We start from the raw sequence: 18,630 nt of genomic DNA, 5'->3' as shown, positions 1-18,630 counted from the left end.
GCGGCAGGAACCATTTTGAACTCGTACTTTGATATCAGGTAGGACCAACTTGAGAAAAATCATTCACCGTTCTTTGCGCAGCCTCCCGCCGACGGCGCTCGCTGCCCGCGGCATTGAGATCTTCGGCAATTAAGGCCGGCGCTACATCGATGCATCCGGCGGTGCCGCGGTGTCATGTCTTGGGCATGGGCATCCCGACGTCCTGGCGGCGATGCACGCGCAGGTCACCACTCATGGCCCGCTGCACGGTGCGGATGATGTCGCCACGCTCGCCCAGGGTGCGCAAGGTCTTCTCGGCATCGGCGTGAACGGCCCAGGTGCACCTCATCGGCCAGACTTAGGCGCTGCAAACGCTGCAGGCGGCCGATCAACAGCAGGCGCTGGCGTTGCAGCCGTAATTCGTTGAAGCGCTCGATCTGCACCCGGCCGTCGTCACCAGCCTCACGCTTCAAGGTTCGATCTAGGTTCGTCCACCGCTCTTGTTCCACCTCGCGCCGCAACGTCTGCTGGATCTCCAGCTCGGTGCGCGGCCCCACCCGCACACCGCCGACATCGATCTCGATGGTCCCGGCAGGTTGGCGAGGCGCCGTATGCGGTCAATGGCAAGAAACAACTCCAAAAGGCCGCGCAATTGACGTTTTTTACTATGCTGAACGGCGTCGTTACATACTCCCGCGGGAGTAGCCCCCGATCATGGTTAGGCTAGACAGGTTAGCAAGCCACCGCAGGCGAACGCCTCGTCGCTGACAAGTCTGTCGGCGGTAAAAAAAACATCAAACGCCAGGTGCCTGTCCTTCCTGTGGATTACATCCCCCGCGGAAGTCCTGCGCGCGCAGCGCCATGTACGGACGTCGATCACGACACTGCGCCATCGACTGAGCTATCAGCTGATCGCTCGTCTCGGCCAGTGCCCCTGCTGCGGAAGGGCAAGTGCAAAACTACTCTTGTGACACAGTAAGACTAGAGTTCTTCGCGTTCGGTGTACGTCAAAACCAGCATCGCTTTAGGTCTTCCGCTCATTGCAGCCTCGTTGAGTACGTACGGTACAGGAGAGGCCGCGATGCTCAAGAATAGGTCAATGAACTTTTAGCTCATCACACTGAGAGTGCCAAAGCCGTCCGCGAAGCTTGGAATCACTCCGTCCAGAGCTCTCAGTACGGCGGCGATGGCTGGCCGGCGAAAGGTCCCTTGGGCCATTGCAACGAAGATTCGTCGTGCCATCAGTGGCTGTAGGGGAATGACGCGGAATGCGCTGTCTGCGACCACCGCCCTCAGCGCCAGCGCCGGCAAGACGGTGATGACATAGCCAGTGCGCACCATCGCCAGCGTCGCAGCCATGTTTCGGCAACTTGCAACTACGCGCGGGGCGAACCCGGCTTCATGACAGGCATTCACGATTTGCGTCTTATATGTCTGCGCATTTCTGTTGATGGCCCAGTTCTCGGCCTTGAGGTCAGTCACGCCGACCGAAGAAGCTCCCGCGAGTCGATGACTCGCGGCCATCACTGCGGCGAAATGATCCTCGTAGACGGGGCGGAAGTACAGCATGCTCGAGAGGGCCTCGGCACTGATGGAGTCATCGACCAGTGCTAGGTCGACTTGTTTCGCAGCGGCAGCCTTCAGGCTCTCGCCGGGCTCGAGTTCCTCGAAACGAAGGTCAAGCTGGGGGTATTCGCGTATCAACGATTCGAACACCGCCGGGATAAAGGTCGTCGCAACCGAGCCGAACGCCGATATCCGGACTTCGCCCGCCACGGAGCCCTTGGCCGACGCGAGGTCCGATTCGATCTCGCTCACCAGATCCAGCACTTTTCCGGCCCTTGCAACCAGGCTTTCACCCGCCAGCGTCAGTTGAACACCTCGGCCTGAGCGCTCAAACAGCACCGTGCCCGTCTCCTGTTCCAGGATGGCCAGTTGCTGCGAGACAGCGGGACGTGTGAGGTTCACAGCCTCCGCCACCTTGGCGATGGTCCCTAGAACGGCAAGTTCGCTGAGAAGGTGAAGGCGAGACAGGTTGAGCATCTGAACGACAGAAAAGCTAACGCCTCCACTCTCGCAGCAATATCCCTCGAGCTCTTGGCATCAGGGTATTCCCCAATGAAATGACGCAAGGGGGCCTACGCATGCAATTTTGATGCCTCTATACACGCACCAACTTGGAGGACCACAATAGGAAAGAAATTCTAACGATTCCCGTAAGCATTGGTGGTCTTATCCACACGCCACGCTCTCCCTACAGTCCATCGCATCCAAACAGGAGCGCTTAGGAAATGAAGAACGTTGCATTTATCGGTATCGGCAAGATGGGCGCGCAAATGGCTGCGCGACTGGTTTCGGCGGGTTTCCAGGTCACTGTGTTTGACCCGAACCGCAGCGCTGTCGACGAATTGGTATCCAAGGGGGCGGCCGCGGCCGCAAATCCCAAGTCAGCCGCTGAGGGGGCTGATGCAGTTCTGTTCAGCTTGCCTACGCCCGCCATCCTCAAGTCGGCAATCACAGGCGCCGACGGTGTGCTCGCGTCGCTGACCAAGGGGGCGATCCTGATCGATTTCAGCACCGTCGACCCTGAAACGACCAAGGCTCTGGCTGCCGAGGCAGCCAAGAAGGGTGTCGACTTTCTCGATGCGCCCGTCAGCGGTGGCGTTGCGGGTGCCACGAATGGAAAGTTGGTCGTGATGGTCGGTGGCGATGCCGCTGTCCTCGAACGCGTCACGCCGATGCTGAACAACCTGGCCGGACGCATCGTCCACTGCGGCGCTATCGGTGCCGGCCAGCTCACGAAGCTGAGCCACAACCTTGTGGTGGCAATCAACACTGTCGCGCTGGGCGAAGTTCTTGCAGCCAGCGTCAAAGCTGGCGGCAACCTGGAAGTGCTGTGCGACGTGATGAGCGCAGGCATGGCCGGCAGCAAGATGCTTGACTGGTTCCAGAAGACGTTGTTCACCGCAGAGCGCCCGGCATTCTTCGCCATCGACCTGATGAACAAGGACCTAGGCCTGTGCCTCGATGAGTTCTCCGACTACCCAATGCCCCTGGGTCAGCTGGTCAAGCAGACCTACAACGCCGCACGTGCCAAGGGCATGGGCGGCAAGGACTCCACCAGCGTCAGCGAAATCTACGAGGAACTGCTGGGCGTTCGCCTGCAAGCCGCCGCGTAAGCGCGTCTCCCCCATCCAGCCAAGAACATCCAAGTGAATACCATCTCCAAGTCCACCTACGGCCCTGTCAGCCTTCCCACGTCCGGCCTCGCCGGCAATTTCATCAACGGCGAATGGCGCAAGCCCATCGGCGGCAAGACGCTTGACGTCATCAACCCGTGCCGCCTCGACACCATCGCCACCATCGGTGCGGCCGACTCGCGCGACATCGATGTCGCTGTTGCGGCTGCCAAAGCGGCATTCCCGAAATGGCGCCGCAGGGCAGCACGCGAACGCGGCGCTATGCTGATCGAGTTCGGCAACCGCATCACCGCAAACGCCGAGGAAATCGCAAAGATCTTGGCTGCGGAAACGGGCAATGCGCTGCGCACCCAGAGCCGGCCGGAGGTTGCCAGCACCGCCGAAGTCCTTCGCTACTATGGCGGCGTTATCGCAGAGCAAAAAGGCGAGACCCTCCCGCTTGGGCCTGGCCTCTTCAGCTACACCACCCGCGAGCCTTTCGGCGTGGTTGGGGCCATCATCCCCTGGAACTCGCCGCTCGTCCTGGCCGCGGTCAAGATCGGCATGTCGCTCGGAACGGGCAACACGCTGGTTCTCAAACCGGCAGAAGATGCACCGCTCGCCGTCATCCGCATCGCCGAGCTCGCTGCGGACATTTTCCCGCCCGGCGTCTTCAACGTCGTGACCGGCGAAGGCTTGGAAGCCGGCGCTCCGCTGAGCACCCATGCCGACGTCGCCAAGGTGTCGTTCACGGGATCGCACGAAGTGGGTCAAAAGGTCGCGCACGCTGTTGCGGACCGCATCGGGCATCTGACCCTGGAACTCGGCGGCAAGAGCCCCTGCATCGTCTACCCGGACGCCGGTACCGACGCAATGCTGGACACCACGGTCAACAACATCATCGCGGCGATGCGCTTCGCCCGTCAGGGCCAATCGTGTACCGCTGGCTCGCGTCTGTTCCTGCACAAGTCCATCTGGGACAAGGTGATGCCACGCCTGGTGGAGAAGGTCAATGCACTGAAGGTCGGCGACGCCCTCGACGAAGCCTCCGACATCGGCGCGGTCATCAATGCCGAACGCTACAACGCGGTCTGTGGCTTCATCAAGGAAGCCATGGATGCCGGCGCGAAAGTAGAGACCGGCACGTTGCCGCCGGCCGCCGGCGATGCCAAGGGCTACTTCCCGACACCCGTCATCTTCACGGGTGTCGACAACACCTGGCGCATTGCCCGCGAAGAGGTGTTCGGCCCTGTCCTCGTGGCCATCGGGTGGGAGAACGAGAGCGAAGTTCTCGCCATGGCTAACGACACGCACTACGGTCTTGCCGCCTACGTCTTCACGAACGACATCGGCGCGGCAATGCGTGCCACCGAACAGCTCGATGCGGGCTGGATCCAGGTGAATCGTGCCGGTGGCCAGATTCCTGGCATGTCCTACGGTGGTGCGAAGCAGAGCGGCATCGGTGCCGAGTACTCCATCGAAGGTGCGCTGGAGAGCTACACCAGCCGCAAGAGCGTCACGTTTGGTATCTAACCCGGGGACCCTCGTGAACAGCACCTCCACATCGGCGAACTACTGGACCCAGGGCTTGTCGTCGCAGCAGGTCGAGACGGGAAACCGAATCGACCGTCTGATGACGCTCGAAATTCGCCCCCTCAGTGGGGGACTTCCCCCGGGGATCGTCGTGCCCATGTACGAGGTCTGCCGCGCGCACCACGAGGGCCCACTTTCGATGGCCGCTGCAGCTGCCCTCAAGGAGAAGGTTGTACCTGGCAGTACAGTCTTCATCGCTACAGGCGCAGGTGTGTCCCCGAAGCTCCCATGGGGCGAGACCGACGGTCCGGTCGGGGCTGCAGCACTCGCAGCCGCCCTGGTCAAAGGGCTGCGCGCGAAAGTCGTCTTCGTCACCGAGGAGGCGCACATGGCGCCCATCAAGGCCGCAGTCGATCTGATGAACGCCAAGCTCGCTGTCTGGGCCGAAGAGAAGCCGGATCGCGATGTCCAGCCCATCACCATCGAGTCGTTCCCCATCGGGATGAATCGCGGGCAGACGCGCTCCCGGGCCCTGATCGAAACCCATCGCCCCAGCGCGGTGGTCTTTGTGGAACGCGACGGTCCCAACGTCGAAGGGCAATTTCACGGGGTTCGCGGTGACTGTCGGGACCCGCTGGCCGTTGGCTACGTCTATCTGCTCGCGTACCACGCAGCGGAAGCTGGAATTGTCACGATTGGCATCGGTGATGGCGGCAACGAGGTGGGCTTCGGCGCGGTCCGGGAGTCCATCCGGGGCGTCCTCCCGCTGCGTGGCCGCTCTTTGGCAGGGCACGAGTCCGGTGTGGTCACCGTGGTGGCAACCGATGTGACGGTGAGTGCCGCAGTGTCGAACTGGGGCGCGTGCGCCGTCGGAACCGCACTCGCGGTGCTCGTCGGTGACGAGGAATTGCTGCACGACGCCGATACAGAACATGAACTGATAGCAGTGACTGTGGCCGCAGGCGCGCGCGACGGGGCCACTTCGAAGCAGGCCATGATCGTTGACGGCATTGCGTTCGACGGCCACCTCGCCTTTGTCAATCTTCTGAGTGCCGTGGCGCGCATGTCCATTCGCACCGCTGCCACTGCGTAACCAAGACAAAAAATGCAAGTCAAGAAGCCCACCGACTCCCTCGGCAATCCGCTCGACCCTATCGTCGGCTTTGCACGCGGGAAAATCATTCAATCGAGCGTCGACGAGGCGCGACGACTGCGCCAAGGTCAGTCGGTCGCGGCAGAGCGCATCCGCCGTCTCGGGGCGATGTCGATCGGCGTGTTCACAGGCAACCAACGCGAGTTCCCGCTGAACGTCGAAGACCTCACAACGAACTGTGAAGAATGGGTGGGGCCTGGGCTCTACGCCGAAGAACTCCGACAGGTCGCCATCGAGCACATGGGCGGACAGCCCGGCGACATGGTGGCACCAGTGAACAGGACGAGCGCTGGAATCATTGCCACTATTGCAGCGCTCGCCGACGGGAAGCCGGTGGTGTCCGTGGTCCCGCCTGGCGGCCGGTCGCACGCGTCGGTCATCCGCGGATGCGGCATCGCGCAGGTCATCCTGCATGAGGTCCAGGGAGACAAGGACTGGGCGTCGGTCATAGAAGAAAAGGCCCCCGCATTGGTGGTCGTGACCACCGTCACCAGCAGCCTTGAATATCTGGACGACAACGTCTCCATGGATGTCGCGGCGGTGGCGAAGGCAAGCGGCGCGGCGGTTCTCTTCGACGAGGCATACGGCGCCCGGATGCGGCCGGTCCTGCGTGGCGGTGCGAAGAGTCTTCACCTCGGTGGCGACGTCGCCATCACCAATTGCGACAAGGCCGGTCTGTCGGGGCCACGCTCAGGGCTGTTGGTAGGCCGACCGCTGTTGATCACGCGCATTTCTGCAAAAGCGTCCGAGTTCGGGATGGAGGCGCGCGCCCCCATCGCAGCGAGCGCTCTTCGCTCATTGCAGCGATTCTCTCCAAAGGATCTTCTGGACGAAGCGGAAAGCGGCAAGCAGCTCGCGGCGGCACTGCGAGACCGCATGGGAACCGATCTGGTCGCCGTGAGCGATCTTGGTCCGATGATTGAAGAAGACCTCGCCCTCCAGGAAGTCTTTCGCCGCGCCGGCAAGGCCCCATCGGGGACTGATCTGGTTCCCTGTGAAATCACCTCGGCGCTCGGCATGGTGCTGCTGCGTGACCACGGCATCCTGACGGTGAATACCCATGGCCAGCCCGGTGCCCGTGTATCGGTCCGTCTCAAGCCGACCCACGGTGCGATCGAGCGTGTGGGTGGCATGTCCAAGGTTGTCGATGCAATGGTGGCCTCCTTCGATGAAGTGGCCCGCTACGTCGACAAGCCCAAAGAGCTTGCCGAACTCATTGTGGGAGCCTCGCAATGACCGCGGTGAGCGGCGCGCTTGCCGCCATCGACGAGCGGCTCGACAAGCTGGTCAGCATGGACATCGGCGGCCGTGGTGTCGAACATCTGTACAAGGCCGCGCGCGCCCGGCAAGGCACGACGCTCGTCGGCGCCGCGGCCGATGCGCTCTTGTCGGTGCCGGACGGCGCGACGGTCTTCGTCACCACGGGGTCGGTGTCACGCGCCTGGATCTCCACCGAAATCGGTGAGAACGACGGCCCCGCAGGAGCCGCTGCCGTCATCCGCGCCCTAGCCATCTCCAAGCGTGTCCATTGCGTCCTGCTTGCAGAGGCCACGCTATTGCCTGGAATGAAGGCCATACTGACCAGCGCGGGGTTGACCGTGCTGCCGTACGACCAGGCGCAGATTGCGTCCAAGGATGGGACTTTGGCGATCGCCTCGCTTCTCCCATTCACGACGTCAGATGACGAGGCGCCTGCAGCAGCCAAGGAGTTGCTCGCCAATTACAAGCCGAGCCTGTTCTTATCGACGGAGCGTGTTGGTCGAGCCAAGGACGGCGTCTACTACAGCATGCGGGCAATCGACTACGGCATGGGGCGGTCGCGCATAGACATCTTGTTCGATGAAGCCATCAGACAAGGTATCCCCACCGTTGCAGTGGGCGACGGCGGAAACGAAATCGGTATGGGGGCTGTCACCGAGGCGGTCAACGCACACGTGAAGTTCGGCGAAACCATCGCTGCCGTCACTTCCGCCGACGTGCTGGTGACCGCCGCATGCTCGAACTGGGGCTGCAACGCGATTGCAGGCGCCATGGCCGCCAGGCGCAAGGATGCGCGACTCCTTCATACGCCGGAGATGGAGCGCCAATTGCTGACCCGCGGCGTCGACATCGGACTCATCAACTCTGTGCAGAACATCGTCGATGCCAATGTTGATGGCTTGGCTCTCGAAACCCATATCGCATTTGCCGAGATGGTGCGTGCCGTCGTGCGGCCCGCACTGAGCTGACCCTGAACCGAACTCCCCCATTTTTACAACGCAACGAGGAACTTCAAATGCGCCAACTCCTTAAATCGTTCGGTCTGCTACTGGCAGGCATGGTCATCGCGTCAACCGCGATGGCTCAAGAGAAGTCGAAGCTTGACGAGGTTCTTGCTCGCGGCAAGATCATCGTCGGTGTCAGCAGCGAATCGCCGCCCTTCGGATTTGTCGACGAGAAAGGTGAACTCACGGGCTTCGACATCGACATGGCGAAGCTCATCGCAAAAGGGATCTTCGGCAGCGACGACCCCAAGCACATCGAGTTCGTCAAGCAGAGTTCGGCTGCTCGCTGGGAGAACGTGAACAGCGGCAAGGTGGACTTCGGGATCCACGTCGCAACCGTTCTTCCCGACCGCATTGCGCGCGTTGCATTCACCCGCGGATACATCGACTCGTCGATCGTTGTCATCGTCAAGGCCGACTCGAAGTTCAAGAAGTTCGCGGACCTCAACACCGACAAGGTGACGACAGCGATCCTTTCGACACCCGTCCAGGCCGCACGCGCCGCGCAGTTCTTCCCGAAAGCAAAGACGACCACGCTCGACTCGATCGGGGCTCAGTTCACTGCGGTCAAGGGCGGGCGTGTGGACGCTGCTCAACTGGACGAGCCTGTCGCCCTCTGGTACGCCACGCAGAACAAAGATGTGCGTGTACTGGAGGAGCGCATGACGGCAGTCACCAACAACGCCATCTATATGAAGCAAGGCGACTTCAAGTGGTGGCTGGCTCTGGACACCTACGTCAACGAGATGCGCGCCGGTTCGATGTTCAACGACTACTCGGCCGCGTACAAGAAGTGGTTTGGCAAGGCGCCGATGAACGCGAAATACTACGTCAAGTAATCGACGAAACCCCCTGGAGCTGAAAGCAAGTATGAGCTGGTTGAACATGGTTTGGGGATGGTTACCGGAGTTCTTCAACGGATTCCTGGTCACGCTCACGCTGGTGGGCATGTGCCTTCCTGTTGCCGTTGCCTTCGGGATGGGCGTGGTCCTCATGCGGCTCTCGAACCATGCTCTCATCTGGGCACCGACGTACGCAGTGATCGAGTTTCTGCGAAACGTGCCAACGTTCCTGCTCATACTTGTCGTCTATTACGGCGCGCCGCTGCTTGGCTCCAGGCTCGACGGAATTTATTGCGGTGCAATTGCCATCGCGGTTCAGCACACCGCCTACCTGGCAGAGGTCTTTCGAGGCGGAGTCAGCGCCGTTCCCCGGACCCAGTGGGATGCAGGGCGAGCCATCGGCCTTCGACCTGCGGGCGTTTTCTTCCGAGTTGTCCTTCCCCAGGCCGTGCTCAAGGTTGTACCGGCCATCGGGAACCAAGTGGTCGTGCTGATCAAGGACACGTCTCTTGTCGCAGGCATTGGGGTGGTGGATCTCACGCTGAGCGGAAAGCTCGTCATGGAGCGGACAGCCGCCTCATACGAAGTTTTCATCGTCATCGCTGCCTTCTATCTCGTACTCACAACGCTCGCCAGCGCGGGTTTTCATTGGCTCGAGATTTTCTCGCGCAAGCGCAACTGAGGAAACCAGATGGACGTCGCATTTCTGAATATCAACTATCTGCTGAAGGCAGCTCTTGTCACTCTGGAGATGGCGGTCGCTACGGTCGTCCTCAGCTTCATTGTTGGTTCCGCCCTGGGCGTCGCGGCAGCGCTGAGCGGCCGACTGGTCCGATCGGTTCTTACAGTTTATGTGTATGTGGTGCGAGGGGTTCCCGTCCTGGTCCTCATCTTCATCGCCTACTTTGGCCTGCCGCGTTTGGGCGTTGACGCGCCGAACTACGTGGCTGCCACCATCGCCCTGGTCATCTACTTTGCGGCCTTCGTGGCCGACATCGTGAGAGGTTCAATCCTTGCCGTGCCCAAGAGCACCGTGGAGGCCGGATTGGCTATCGGCCTGCGTTGGAGACAAGTCCTCATGCAGATTCAACTTCCCCTTGGGATGCGTCTCGCGCTCCCGCCATTGGTAACCACTGCGTCCATTGCAGTGAAGAGCACTTCGTACGCCTCGATCGTGGGCGTCTGGGAACTGACGTATGCATCGCGTGAGGTCGTCGAGCGTACTTTGGCCGCTTTCGAGATTTTCTTCACCGTGATGGTTATCTATTTTTGTATCTGCTACCCGATCTCACTCTGCGCGACCTATCTGCAGCGGCGCTACGCGGCGGCGTAGTCGCAAAACGAACTGCCTGGAAACCATGAACAATGCACAGCCCCTGCCGACTAGCCGGCCCATGATCGAAGTTCGAGGCGTCTCAAAGAGCTTCGGCGAGAACCAAGTCTTGAAGAGCATCTCCTTCGAAGTGAAGGAGGGCGAGGTTGTCGTTCTCATCGGACCCAGCGGGTCCGGCAAGTCGACGCTCTTGCGGTGTATTAACTACCTCGAGGATTTCCAGGCAGGCGAAATCCTTGTCGATGGTGCGGCTGTCGGCTACAACTCCTCGGCCGGCGGCTCTAAGAGGATCAAGCAATCCGAGACTGAGATTGCCCGTCTCAGGACCAAGGCGGGGATGGTCTTTCAGAACTACAACCTGTTCCCCCACAAGACGGCCATCCAGAACATCATGATGGGGCCGGTACTGGTGAATGGGGAGTCCAAGGCCGAAGCTCGCGAACATGCCCAGGCGTTGCTGGCCAAGGTCGGACTGGCAGACAAGGCGAACCACTATCCATCTCAGCTCTCCGGCGGTCAACAGCAGCGCGTGGCCATCGCCCGTGCCCTCGCCATGCGGCCGAAGGTGATGCTGTTCGACGAGGTGACATCGGCCCTGGACCCAGAGCTGGTCGATGAGGTCCTCAAGACGCTTCGCGATCTCAGCACAGAGGGGATGACGATGATCATCGTCACGCACGAGATGCAGTTTGCACGCGATGTCGCGGACCGACTTCTCTTCTTCTACCAAGGATCCATCATCGAAGACGGGCCTCCGAACGACGTGTTCGCGAACCCCAAAACCGAACGTTTTCAAGCGTTCGTGAAGCGTTTCCAGAGCGCGGCGACGGCTGCCTAGTCCCTCTTCAGGTCAATCTCCCACCTCCAAAAGAATGAACGCACTTGCTTCATCCGTCGCTCTCGCTGGTGAGAAACCCATTCTGGAGATGAAGAAAATTCATCTCTCCTATGGCAATAACGCCGTACTGAAGGGTGTGGACCTCTCGGTTCGCCGAGGGGAAGTCGTCGTGATCGTGGGGCCTAGCGGCGGCGGAAAGAGTTCGCTACTTCGCTGCGCGAACCTGCTGCAGCGAATCAACTCTGGTCAGATCCTTCTCGAGGGAGAGGACCTTACAGGAGGTTCACTCAACGAGAACCAGATTCGTCAGCGCGTGGGCATGGTGTTCCAGCACTACCACTTGTTTCCTCATCTCAGCGTCCTTCGAAATCTGACACTCGCTCCGCGAAGAGTGCTCAAGGAGTCGACGGGTAGATCGGAAGCGCGCGCGCACGAATTCCTGCGGAAGGTCGGTCTTGCCGACAAGGCGAACAGCTATCCGGACCAGCTCTCCGGTGGCCAGCAGCAACGCGTTGCCATTGCCCGGGCACTGATGATGCAGCCGCACGTGATGCTCTTCGACGAAGCAACGTCCGCGCTCGACCCGGAGCTCGTGGGCGAGGTGCTGGCGGTGATGAAAGATCTGGCCAAGTCCGGCATGACCATGCTCGTTGTCACCCATGAGATGGGCTTCGCTCGGGAGGTCGGCGACCGGCTCGTCCTGGTCGCCGGCGGAAACATCGTCGAACAGGGCCCTCCTGCTCAAGTGCTCGACCGTCCCCAACACGAGCGCACGAAGCAGTTCCTGTCTCGCATGACCAGGCATTAGCTCGATGCCGCTGTTCTTTTCTCAACGTCCCCCTGTCTGTCCTGAAAGCTTGTCATGAAGAAATCGCTGATTGCTTCCCTGGTCTCCGCCATGAGCTTCGCCCCTCTTGCAGCAATGGCCGCCGCGCCCAAGGTGGACGTTCCGCTGCCGCCAGAGGTCAAGGCAACCGGCTTCCTGACCGTCGGTATCAACTGCACGTACCCGCCCGCTGGTTTCGTTGGCATCGACGGCAAACCTGCCGGGTACGAGTACACGCTGGTGAAGCGTATCGGTGAAGCCGCCTTCGGCACCGGTGATGGCCTGAAGACTCAGTGCGTCAACGATGGAAACCGCGTTTCATTCCTTCAGTCCGGCAAGATCGACATGATTCTGGCCTCGCTCGCATATACACCAGCGCGTGCAGAACAACTCGATTACTCCAATCCAATTTGGGCCAGCAATCTTCAGCTCATTGTCCCCAAGGACTCGAAGATCAATGACTACGCCGACCTCGCCGGCAAGACAGTCGTGACGCCGACTGGCAGCACGTACCAGACTTGGCTGCAGAAGTGCTACCCGCAAGCAAACTTGGTGACAGCCCAGACCGCAGCAGAAGGCGCCACCATGCTCACGCAAGGGCGTACCGATGCCTTCGCCTACATCGATGTGTATGGCTTCAACTTCACTCAGATGCAGAAGAACTACAAGGTTGTCGGCACATTGGCCGCGACCGCAGTTCAAGGCGTGGGGGTCAAGAAGGGCAACAAGCCGATGCTCGATTGGGTTAATGCGGTGCTCGAGCAGATGCGTGGCGAAGATGCCTTCTACAAGGCTTTTTCGGCGGAGGTGAAGGATCCTGCGTTCGCTGCAAAGTATCGACAGATTGTTCCCGGACCGAGCATGAAGATGGACTACTCAAAGTCCGGCGCGCTCGACTGCTTGAAGTAAGGAATCAAAAAAGAGCGCCCATCCGACCACGTAGGGTGGATCGCCGGGAGGAACCGATATGACACCGAATTTCACGAACGAACTGCTCGTTCTGCTCGACGGGCTAGGCCGGACGCTGCTTGTTAGTGGCATCGGCATCACCCTCGGTATGGCGCTGGGCATGCTGATGGGGGCAGCGCGCCATGCGCGCATTCCGGTGCTGAGCCAGCTCATCGCTTGCTACGCCAATCTCTTCCGGTGCACGCCGCTCTTGGTCCAGGTCGTGATGCTCTACTTCGCGTTGCCGGACCTTGGAGTAAAGCTCTCGCCGTTCGAGACGTCGTGGCTGGCGCTGGGACTTTGGGGGGCTGCATACCACACGGAAATCTTCCGAGCAGGCTTTGGTGCTGTGAACCCCAACGAGGTGCTCGCTGCTCGAGCGCTCGGAATGTCTGCTCCTCGGGCCTTTCTGGACATTACCGTTCCCCTTGGTGCGCGTGCAGCAATTCCTGCTGCGACGACTATGGCGATCACCCAGTTTCGATCGTCGTCTTTCATGATCGCAGTTGGCTATCAGGAGCTTACGTACGTAGCCAATCGCATGGTGGCAGACACGTTCAAGGTGTTCCAGGTGTTCGGCATTGCAGCGCTTGCCTATCTCATCGTCTCAAACGTTATTGCGATGGCCTCCCGCAGGCTTGAGAAGGCGGTCGCAGTGCCCGGCTTGGGAGCCGTGAAATGAACCAGGAATGGATGGGGCCCGTCGCATCGCACATGCTCAGCGGGCTATACGTCACGCTCTGGGTCTCCTTGCTGACAACGCTCGTCGCGACAGCCATCGGAGTAGCCGTCGGAGCGCTCTCCGCGAGCACGACGCTTTGGGTAAAGTTCGTTGTGCGGATCTACATCGATGTCTTCCGGGGTGTTCCTTCGCTGATAACACTCTTGTTTGTCTTCTTCGCATTGCCACACGTCGGCATCAGCACCGGGCCCATCACGGCGTCGGTACTTGGGCTCGCGCTCTGGGGCGGCGCGAACATCGCCGAGACCGCACGAGGTGCGCTCAAGTCGATTTCGTCCCATCAGACGGAAGCTGCCCGCGCTCTTGGTATGGGCAAGCTCGATGCACTCGTGTTTGCAGTGATGCCCCAGGCGCTCCGGCGATTCCTCCCTCCGTACATCGGACAACTCACCGTGCTGATTCAGGCCAGCGCGCTCACATCCGTCGTCGGCGTCACCGACTTGCTGGGGTCGGCGAGACAAATGATCGAACGGCTGGCATACGTGAGCAATGACGCTCATGCGGTCGAAATCTATTGTGGTGTCCTCGTTGTCTTTTTCGTCATCTGCTATCCGCTAACCCTGCTCTCCGACTACCTGGAACGTCGGCTCCGAAACTAACCATCATGAACAGCGATATCCCTACCCAAGAACGAGGCAGGCCTGCCACGACCACGGTTTGTCCCGCTCCGTCGCCATTGGTTGGTGTGCAAGGTCTCCTGGCCGTTCCTCGCCTGCGAGACCTGCCGATGTCCGTAATGGCAGCTGAAGCCAAAAGAAGGGACTTCGAGGTCATCTTGGATGGCGTGGCCGTCCTTGGCTACAACTAGGTTCTGTCATGCTCAGTCGATGGTCAGTACCGTCCACAGAAGGACAAAAGGATGGCGGCATTCCTGAGCGCCATAGGGTTGTCATCGTTGGCGGTGGGGCGGCAGGCCTTGAACTCGCGACCAGTCTTGGCAGGAACAGACGTCTCGCAGTCACGCTCATAGACAAGTCTCGAACACATGTCTGGAAGCCGAAGCTTCATGAAATCGCGGCCGGGAGCATGGACACCAGCCGGCACGAAGTCGGCTATCTTGCACATGCACGCAAGCACGGCTTCGTGTTCCGAATCGGACAGATGTCCGGCCTCGACCGAGTGGCTCGGTTGGTGAGCGTTGACCCCTATGTGGACTCGGAGGGAGAGCGGGTAACGCCTCGACGGAACGTTCCATACGACACTCTCGTCATCGCAGTCGGAAGCCAGTGCAACGACTTCGGAACCGAAGGCGTGCTGAAGAATGCGCTCAAGCTCGAGTCGCTTGGCGACGCAGTCCGTTTCAATCGGAAGCTGATGAATGCCTGCTTCCGAGCCCAGGCTCAAGATGGTCCCTTGACTGCTGCTCAACTTCGGATTTGCATCATCGGAGCAGGGGCAACTGGCGTCGAGCTCGCCGCTGAACTGCATCGAACGGGGAAAGAGGTCTTGAACTCAGCAGACGCTGCACTCAACGGTCGCGCCAAGCTTGAGATTCACCTTATCGAGGCCTCGGACAGAATTCTTCCGGCACTTCCCGCCCGACTCTCGGCCGCTGCGCACGATCTGTTGAGCCGCTCAGGTATTCACGTCCACGTTGGAGCGAGTGTTAGCAGCGTTGATGAAGGCGAGGTCACGCTGAAAGACGGTCGCACGATCCCTGCGGAAATCAGTGTCTGGGCTGCGGGCGTAAAGGCCCCAGCACTGTTGAAGACGCTGGACGGCCTCGAAACCAATCGACTCAATCAGCTGACGGTGCACCCGACGCTACAGACGACGTTGGACTCCAGCATTTTTGCCATTGGTGACTGCGCTGCATGCATGCGCCCCAATGGAAAGGGCTACGTTCCACCTCGAGCCCAGGCTGCACACCAGCAGGCTTCGTTCCTGGCGCGTCATCTCTCGCAGTTCATTGCAGGGGGGAGTCTTCCTCCCTATCGCTACCGAGATTTCGGCTCGCTGATTTCCTTGGGAGACTTCAGCACGGTCGGCAACTTGATGGGCAGCGTTGTAGGCAGGAACATGTTTATCGAAGGCGTCTTCGCCAAGCTCATGTACAAGTCCATGTACAAAATGCACGAGCTCGCCCTGCATGGATGGTGGCGCGTGGCTCGGGAGACGCTGGCGAGGTCGCTAACACCTTCGACCGGCTCCAAGGTGAAACTGCACTAGGAGTCGTCGACGAGGCGCGGTGCGGGATCCGTAAGCCTCGACTCACGAAGCCCGCGGAGGCACGGCCTAGTTTGCGGCGGCAATACCCGGCATCGGAATGAAGCCTGGGAGCCTCTTCATCCGTTCAATCCATGCAAGCACGTTTTTGTACGGTGACAAGTCGATGCCACCTTCACCGGCCAGTGCTGTGTACGGAAAGCAGGCGATATCGGCGATCGTTGCACGGCCCAGCTCCAAGAACTCGCGGTCTGCCAGATGGTCGTCCATGATCTTGAACACCCGGTTGGCGCCGGTGTGTAGCTTGTCGATGTCGAGCGGATAGTTGAGCACCTTCACGAGGCGAGCACCCGCGGCGTTCATCACCTCGCCGCCGCCAGTGGAAAGCCGAACACCACCGCGTTCGCGCCGGCTTCTACCTTGGCCGTGAAGATCACCGCGCCGATGCCGGTGGTGACGCCGCAGCCGATGTAGCAGACCTTGTCGAAGGGGGCGTCTTCGCGGATCTTGGCCAGCGAGATCTCGGGCGCGACCATGTAGTTGCTGAAGGTCGAGGTGCCCATGTAGTGCGCGATGGGCTTGCCGTCGAGACTGAAGCGGCTGGTGCCATCGGGCATCTGGCCCTTGCCCTGGGTGCCGCGGATCAGCTGGCGCAGGTTGGTTTTGCGCGAGAGGCAGAACTTGCAGTGGCGGCATTCGGGCGTGTAGAGCGGAATGACGTGGTCGCCCCTCTTCAGCGTGGTGACGCCGGGGCCCACATCGACCACGATGCCCGCGCCTTCATGGCCCAGGATCGCGGGGAAGATGCCTTCGGGGTCGGCGCCCGAGAGCGTGTAGTAGTCGGTGTGGCAGATGCCGGTGGCCTTGATCTCGACCAGCACTTCGCCGAACTTCGGGCCTTCGAGGTCCACGGTTTCGATGGTGAGCGGGGCTCCGGGTTTCCAGGCGACGGCGGCTTTGGTTTTCATGGGTCAAGGGTCCTCAAGGTTCAATCGCCGGAACTGCGCGGCGACGTACGTTTTCCTCGTGGCGGATGGTGAGCAGCAAGCCTCGAAGCGCATGCGCTGCAGTCAGCCTGTCCACGGAGCCCTGCAGTTGCAGAGCGCGGCGGATGGTATGTCTCTGCGTCGACTGGGTGTGTTCAGATTTCGATACGCAGCAGCCTGGTGAGCAAGCTCTCGCAAGGTGCCTCTTTCATCGCGCTCGCCCGTGCGACGCCCTGGTCGGATAAGCGTCCGAAAAGTGCAACGCAAAAAATTCAAGTGGACGATCCCTGTTCGGACGTCGCCCCTGCATGGTGCGAGGCGTTGACTCCCACGAGGGCGCCGTCTTGGGGTCGATCACCCTCGTTCTACGCTCCAAAACCCTGCGAACAGCGCATGAAAGAGCCTGAATCAGGCTGCCTGCGATGAAATTTTGTCTCGAAATCCGGATGCGATTTTTGGAGTGATCTACCTGTACTTTCCCTTGGAAATTCGACCTTCGATATGGCCGAATATCGAGACGTGGCGACTCACAGGCACTCCTAGGATGACACCGTCGCATCGATTCACGTCACACGGTGGTCATGCGTTCCATGCACCCGCCGCCCCACATCGGGGCAATGATTGATGAACTGAGGAAACCATGTCCGCCATTCTCGAAATTGACTCCATCCGCCAGGAATTTCCGGTCACCAAGCGGATGCTCTACCTGGACTCCGCGCACCAGACACCCATGGCGACCTGCGTGCGCCTGGCACTTTCCGAATTTCTCGCGGAAGGCAACGAAATGGCCGGCCCGAAGCCGGTGTGGATGCGCCGCGTCGAGCGTGCCCGGGAGGACGTCGCGGCGCTGCTGAATGCATCGCCCAGCGAGATCGCCTTCACCAAGAACACCTCCGAGGGCCTCAATATCGCAGCGAATGCCGTTCCGCTTGCGAACGAGGACACCGTCCTGATGCTCGAGGGCGACCATCCGAACAATGCCTATGCCTGGCTCAACCTGAAGCGCAAGGGCGTGCAGGTGCGCTTCGTGAAGGTGGCAGACGATGAAATCGCGACCGCGGAAACCTTCGAGCCCTTCATCGACGCCAGGACCAAGGTTATCTCGTTGTCGCACGTGACCTTCCATGCGGGCCAGCGGCACGACATCGCCAGCATCGGCCGTCTGTGCGCGCAGAAGGGCATCTACCTGGTCGTCGACGTGATGCAGTCTGTCGGCGTGCTGCCGGTCGACGTCAGGACACTGGGCGTGTCCGTGCTGGCCGCCGGCTGCCACAAGGGTTTGCTCGTGCCGCAGGGCCTGGGAATCCTCTACGTAAAGGCCGGTCTGGATGAACTGCAGCCGGCCTACCTCGCGATGAGCAGCCTGGCGAATCCCCCCGAGGACTACATCGCGCGGCCCGACGATCTGGCGCCGCGCAAGGATGCGGGGCGCTTCGAGTTTGGCAACTACAACCTTCCCGATCTGCACGCCTTGTCGAGCTCGATCAACCTCATCCGAAAGACCGGCGTCGAGCGAATCGAAGCGCACGTGCTCGAACTGGGCGACCGCTTGATCGCACAGCTTGAACGGCTCGGCGTACGTCTCGTCGGTCCACGTACCCGTGCCAGCCGTGCACACATCTATGTGCTGGATCTGCCGGTCGCCGAATGGCTGGACTACTTCACGCAGAACCAGGTTCGCGTATCGCCCGAGCGCGGCGGCATTCGCATCTCCTTCGGCCTCTTTAACACCTCCGAAGACGTCGACCAGGTCGTATCGCTGATCCAGCAGCGCCTGAGCCGCAGCGCCCACCCGACGGCGGCAATCCAGGTCGACTGATTGCCATCTTTTTATTGACCGC

At 60.6% G+C, this 18,630-nt stretch carries 17 protein-coding genes and 4 pseudogenes; 17 read left to right on the top strand and 4 right to left on the bottom strand.

Features of this window, described 5'->3' with window-relative positions; genetic code table 11:
* Window positions 1-49: 49 nt before the first annotated feature.
* A pseudogene (locus tag ACAM52_RS30365) lies at window positions 50-226 on the top strand (aspartate aminotransferase family protein); the annotation flags it as partial.
* Here the strand turns inward: ACAM52_RS30365 and ACAM52_RS30360 are convergent.
* Window positions 227-536, bottom strand: a pseudogene (locus ACAM52_RS30360) (DUF3363 domain-containing protein); the annotation flags it as partial.
* 221 nt (window positions 537-757) lie between these two features.
* Between ACAM52_RS30360 and ACAM52_RS30355 the strand changes: the two are divergent.
* A pseudogene (locus tag ACAM52_RS30355) lies at window positions 758-958 on the top strand (IS701 family transposase); the annotation flags it as partial.
* 128 nt (window positions 959-1,086) lie between these two features.
* On the opposite strand, the gene ACAM52_RS30350 reads toward ACAM52_RS30355, so the two are convergent.
* Window positions 1,087-2,022, bottom strand: coding sequence for a LysR family transcriptional regulator (locus tag ACAM52_RS30350; protein ID WP_139701208.1), 936 nt, complete (start codon window positions 2,020-2,022; stop codon window positions 1,087-1,089).
* 248 nt (window positions 2,023-2,270) lie between these two features.
* On the opposite strand from ACAM52_RS30350, the gene ACAM52_RS30345 reads away from it, so the two are divergent.
* From ACAM52_RS30345 to ACAM52_RS30280, 14 genes are all read left to right on the top strand, one after another.
* The gene (locus ACAM52_RS30345; RefSeq protein WP_369645391.1) at window positions 2,271-3,158 is read left to right on the top strand and encodes an NAD(P)-dependent oxidoreductase; all 888 of its coding nucleotides are present in this window, start codon (window positions 2,271-2,273) and stop codon (window positions 3,156-3,158) included.
* A 33-nt stretch (window positions 3,159-3,191) separates the two neighbouring features.
* Window positions 3,192-4,691 carry an aldehyde dehydrogenase family protein gene (locus ACAM52_RS30340; protein ID WP_369645390.1) on the top strand — a complete coding sequence of 500 codons (1,500 nt, stop codon included), beginning with the start codon at window positions 3,192-3,194 and terminating at the stop codon, window positions 4,689-4,691.
* Window positions 4,692-4,704: 13 nt separating this feature from the next.
* Complete coding sequence (locus ACAM52_RS30335) at window positions 4,705-5,784, top strand: glutamate cyclase domain-containing protein (RefSeq protein WP_369645389.1); 1,080 nt, start codon at window positions 4,705-4,707, stop codon at window positions 5,782-5,784.
* A 12-nt stretch (window positions 5,785-5,796) separates the two neighbouring features.
* Window positions 5,797-7,080, top strand: coding sequence for a selenocysteine synthase (locus ACAM52_RS30330; RefSeq protein WP_139701212.1), 1,284 nt, complete (start codon window positions 5,797-5,799; stop codon window positions 7,078-7,080).
* On the top strand, window positions 7,077-8,072 hold the full coding sequence (locus ACAM52_RS30325; protein ID WP_369645388.1) for a glutamate cyclase domain-containing protein: 996 nt from the start codon (window positions 7,077-7,079) through the stop codon (window positions 8,070-8,072). Before ACAM52_RS30330 ends, ACAM52_RS30325 begins: the two co-directional genes overlap by 4 nt.
* Before the next feature lie 47 nt (window positions 8,073-8,119).
* On the top strand, window positions 8,120-8,947 hold the full coding sequence (locus tag ACAM52_RS30320) for a transporter substrate-binding domain-containing protein (RefSeq protein ID WP_139701214.1): 828 nt from the start codon (window positions 8,120-8,122) through the stop codon (window positions 8,945-8,947).
* A 31-nt stretch (window positions 8,948-8,978) separates the two neighbouring features.
* Window positions 8,979-9,632, top strand: coding sequence for an amino acid ABC transporter permease (locus ACAM52_RS30315; protein WP_139701215.1), 654 nt, complete (start codon window positions 8,979-8,981; stop codon window positions 9,630-9,632).
* A 9-nt stretch (window positions 9,633-9,641) separates the two neighbouring features.
* Window positions 9,642-10,283, top strand: coding sequence for an amino acid ABC transporter permease (locus ACAM52_RS30310; protein ID WP_369645387.1), 642 nt, complete (start codon window positions 9,642-9,644; stop codon window positions 10,281-10,283).
* Between the two features lie 61 nt (window positions 10,284-10,344).
* Window positions 10,345-11,121, top strand: a complete 777-nt coding sequence (locus ACAM52_RS30305; protein WP_139701389.1) for an amino acid ABC transporter ATP-binding protein — start codon at window positions 10,345-10,347, stop codon at window positions 11,119-11,121.
* Window positions 11,122-11,155: 34 nt separating this feature from the next.
* Entirely contained in the window at window positions 11,156-11,929 is a 774-nt protein-coding gene (locus ACAM52_RS30300; protein WP_139701217.1) for an amino acid ABC transporter ATP-binding protein, read from the top strand.
* 54 nt (window positions 11,930-11,983) lie between these two features.
* The gene (locus tag ACAM52_RS30295) at window positions 11,984-12,856 is read left to right on the top strand and encodes a transporter substrate-binding domain-containing protein (RefSeq protein WP_139701218.1); all 873 of its coding nucleotides are present in this window, start codon (window positions 11,984-11,986) and stop codon (window positions 12,854-12,856) included.
* Between the two features lie 58 nt (window positions 12,857-12,914).
* Entirely contained in the window at window positions 12,915-13,577 is a 663-nt protein-coding gene (locus ACAM52_RS30290) for an amino acid ABC transporter permease (protein ID WP_369630365.1), read from the top strand.
* Window positions 13,574-14,236, top strand: coding sequence for an amino acid ABC transporter permease (locus ACAM52_RS30285; RefSeq protein ID WP_139701220.1), 663 nt, complete (start codon window positions 13,574-13,576; stop codon window positions 14,234-14,236). The genes ACAM52_RS30290 and ACAM52_RS30285 overlap by 4 nt, the downstream gene beginning before the upstream one ends.
* A gap of 217 nt (window positions 14,237-14,453) precedes the next feature.
* Window positions 14,454-15,806, top strand: coding sequence for an NAD(P)/FAD-dependent oxidoreductase (locus ACAM52_RS30280; protein WP_369645386.1), 1,353 nt, complete (start codon window positions 14,454-14,456; stop codon window positions 15,804-15,806).
* A 66-nt stretch (window positions 15,807-15,872) separates the two neighbouring features.
* Here the strand turns inward: ACAM52_RS30280 and ACAM52_RS30275 are convergent, their stop codons facing one another.
* A complete protein-coding gene (locus ACAM52_RS30275) occupies window positions 15,873-16,073 on the bottom strand; it encodes a hypothetical protein (RefSeq protein ID WP_369632820.1) in 201 nt (66 codons plus the stop codon).
* Window positions 16,074-16,109: 36 nt separating this feature from the next.
* Window positions 16,110-16,771, bottom strand: a pseudogene (locus ACAM52_RS30270) (alcohol dehydrogenase catalytic domain-containing protein); the annotation flags it as partial.
* Between the two features lie 658 nt (window positions 16,772-17,429).
* Between ACAM52_RS30270 and ACAM52_RS30265 the strand changes: the two are divergent.
* Entirely contained in the window at window positions 17,430-18,608 is a 1,179-nt protein-coding gene (locus tag ACAM52_RS30265) for an aminotransferase class V-fold PLP-dependent enzyme (RefSeq protein WP_139701222.1), read from the top strand.
* The last annotated feature ends 22 nt before the right edge of the window (window positions 18,609-18,630 follow it).

Origin of the sequence: Variovorax sp. V118 (assembly GCF_041154445.1) — a bacterium.
Lineage (GTDB): Bacteria > Pseudomonadota > Gammaproteobacteria > Burkholderiales > Burkholderiaceae_C > Variovorax > Variovorax boronicumulans.
Note: the sequence above shows the minus strand (reverse complement) of the source record. Positions and strands in the feature narration are given on the sequence as shown.

Excerpts from the sequence above, each read along its gene's own strand:
- ACAM52_RS30320 (WP_139701214.1), top strand. The coding sequence starts at position 8,120 with ATGCGCCAACTCCTTAAATCGTTCGGTCTGCTACTGGCAGGCATGGTC.
- ACAM52_RS30285 (WP_139701220.1), top strand. The coding sequence starts at position 13,574 with ATGAACCAGGAATGGATGGGGCCCGTCGCATCGCACATGCTCAGCGGG.
- ACAM52_RS30325 (WP_369645388.1), top strand. The coding sequence starts at position 7,077 with ATGACCGCGGTGAGCGGCGCGCTTGCCGCCATCGACGAGCGGCTCGAC.
- ACAM52_RS30295 (WP_139701218.1), top strand. The coding sequence starts at position 11,984 with ATGAAGAAATCGCTGATTGCTTCCCTGGTCTCCGCCATGAGCTTCGCC.
- ACAM52_RS30300 (WP_139701217.1), top strand. The coding sequence starts at position 11,156 with ATGAACGCACTTGCTTCATCCGTCGCTCTCGCTGGTGAGAAACCCATT.
- ACAM52_RS30330 (WP_139701212.1), top strand. The coding sequence starts at position 5,797 with ATGCAAGTCAAGAAGCCCACCGACTCCCTCGGCAATCCGCTCGACCCT.
- ACAM52_RS30275 (WP_369632820.1), bottom strand. The coding sequence starts at position 16,073 with ATGGACGACCATCTGGCAGACCGCGAGTTCTTGGAGCTGGGCCGTGCA.
- ACAM52_RS30265 (WP_139701222.1), top strand. The coding sequence starts at position 17,430 with ATGTCCGCCATTCTCGAAATTGACTCCATCCGCCAGGAATTTCCGGTC.
- ACAM52_RS30350 (WP_139701208.1), bottom strand. The coding sequence starts at position 2,022 with ATGCTCAACCTGTCTCGCCTTCACCTTCTCAGCGAACTTGCCGTTCTA.
- ACAM52_RS30315 (WP_139701215.1), top strand. The coding sequence starts at position 8,979 with ATGAGCTGGTTGAACATGGTTTGGGGATGGTTACCGGAGTTCTTCAAC.
- ACAM52_RS30280 (WP_369645386.1), top strand. The coding sequence starts at position 14,454 with ATGCTCAGTCGATGGTCAGTACCGTCCACAGAAGGACAAAAGGATGGC.
- ACAM52_RS30290 (WP_369630365.1), top strand. The coding sequence starts at position 12,915 with ATGACACCGAATTTCACGAACGAACTGCTCGTTCTGCTCGACGGGCTA.
- ACAM52_RS30305 (WP_139701389.1), top strand. The coding sequence starts at position 10,345 with ATGATCGAAGTTCGAGGCGTCTCAAAGAGCTTCGGCGAGAACCAAGTC.
- ACAM52_RS30345 (WP_369645391.1), top strand. The coding sequence starts at position 2,271 with ATGAAGAACGTTGCATTTATCGGTATCGGCAAGATGGGCGCGCAAATG.
- ACAM52_RS30310 (WP_369645387.1), top strand. The coding sequence starts at position 9,642 with ATGGACGTCGCATTTCTGAATATCAACTATCTGCTGAAGGCAGCTCTT.